This is a genomic window from Neorhizobium sp. T7_12, assembly GCF_002968535.1.
GTDB lineage: Bacteria > Pseudomonadota > Alphaproteobacteria > Rhizobiales > Rhizobiaceae > Neorhizobium > Neorhizobium tomejilense.
This window is the reverse complement of sequence record NZ_PVBK01000043.1, coordinates 1-1,901: the sequence shown is the minus strand read 5'-3', so window position 1 is coordinate 1,901 and position 1,901 is coordinate 1. Positions and strand designations below refer to the sequence as shown.

Below are 1,901 nucleotides of genomic sequence, written 5' to 3'. Positions count from 1 at the left end.
TGTTTATCACCCGCCCCCTCCCTACCCTTGCAAACCGGCCCAGCCGGTCCGGTCGGGGGCTAATTGTCGGAGCCAGTGTCGCATTTCTAACTGGCTGGCGAGGTTGCGCCTCCAATCAGCTTTGACAAACCGTGTAGCCGCAAAGTTAGAATGTCCTGTTTCTGCAAAGTTGGAATGTCACACTCCCCGGCGCTGAGCGACGTCTGGGAGATTGCAGATGGGATTGATAGCGATGAGCGAGCGCGATCTGCAGCGGATCGAGATTTTATCGAAAGTGGTTGCCGAGCGGATGACCGTGGTTTCAGCGGCGCATGTGCTTGATCTGAGCGAGCGCCAGGTGCGTCGGCTGCTGGAGCGGATACGAATTGGCGGCGCGGCGTCGATCCGGCACAAGGCGATCGGCCGGCCGTCGAACAACCGGATCAGTGACGGGGTTCGCGATTATGCGATGACGCTGGTTCGGGAACGCTATGCGGATTTCGGTCCGACCTTGGCGGCCGAGAAGCTTGCCGAGCGCGATGGATTGCGGGTGTCGCGCGAGACGGTGCGGCAATGGATGACGGAGGCCGGCATCTGGTTGTCGCGCAAGCAGCGACGGACGTTCCATCAGCCGCGGCTGCGGCGCGAGGCCTGTGGCGAGCTGGTTCAGATCGACGGTTCCGAGCATCGCTGGTTCGAAGATCGCGGTGATCCATGTTCATTGCTGGTGTTCATCGATGATGCGACCGGCAGGTTGATGCAGTTGCGGTTTGTACGATCGGAAAGTGCGTTCAGCTATTTCGAGGCGCTGGAACTCTATCTGAAGGCGCACGGTGCTCCAGTCGCCTTCTATTCCGACAAGCATTCGGTGTTTCGGGTTGCGAAGAAGGACGCCAAGGGCGGCCAGGGCATGACCCAGTTCGGGCGTGCACTTTGCGAGTTAAACATCGAGATTCTTTGCGCAAACTCGAGCCAGGCCAAGGGCCGCGTCGAGCGGATGAACCGGACGCTGCAGGACCGGTTGATTAAGGATCTGCGCCTGGAGGGTATCTGCGGCATGGACGACGGCAACGCTTTCCTGCCTCGGTTCATGGAGCGCTATAACCGCCAGTTTGCTGTTCCCCCTGCCCGATCTGATGATCTGCATCGGCCGCTGAATCTTGCCCCGGACCGGCTGCGCGACGTCTTGTGCAAGCGTGAGCAACGTTATGTTGGCGCCCAGTTGACGTTCTCCTATGAGCGCCGGCGGATCCTGCTGGACGAGAATGAGGTGACACGCGGACTGGTCGGTCGCTATGTCGAGACCTACGCTTTCGCCGATGGCCGGCTGGATGTGCGCTGGAAGGGCCATTCCCTACCCTACCGGGTGTTCGACAAGGACCAGCGGGTGACGCATGCGGCGATCACCGAGAACAAGCGGCTCGGTGAGGTCCTGGCCTATATCAAGGAACGTCAGGACGAGCGACCGACGCCAAAGGTGAAGACGAACAGCGACAAAAATGGTTACAAACCGCGTGGCCGCAAGCCGGGCAGGAAGACGGATTTCATGAACGATCCCACTGTCATCGCCCGACGGCAGCAGGCGCTTTCCCGCCTTGATGCGGCGGAATGATCCGCCGATCTGGCTGTCAAAGCTAAAGCCGGTTTGTGCCCCTCACCCGCCCCGATCTCACCTTGCAACACGGACCAGCCGGTCAGATCGGGGCTGGCCGGCGTGTCGTGCGGCAGATCAAAGTGACAGTTTAACTTTGCAAACCGGCGGACAATTCAACATCGCCGTCACAAACCGTGTAGCCGGGGTGGGTTCAAGGATGAAGTGCGACTTGCGAATGATGCCAATGGGTTATCAATCGCAAGGAAGACGCAATGAGACGCACCTACTCCCAGATTGGATTGGACGAACGCCGTAAGATTGCTCGCTG

Annotated in this window: 1 protein-coding gene; it reads left to right on the top strand. The window is 59.7% G+C overall.

The window, feature by feature from the left end:
- Positions 1-217: 217 nt before the first annotated feature.
- A complete protein-coding gene (locus C5J26_RS32350; protein ID WP_105405485.1) occupies positions 218-1,591 on the top strand; it encodes an ISNCY family transposase in 1,374 nt (457 codons plus the stop codon).
- The last annotated feature ends 310 nt before the right edge of the window (positions 1,592-1,901 follow it).

What these genes read in the sequence shown, in the direction of transcription:
- C5J26_RS32350 (WP_105405485.1), top strand. Translation starts at nt 218, where the DNA reads ATGGGATTGATAGCGATGAGCGAGCGCGATCTGCAGCGGATCGAGATT.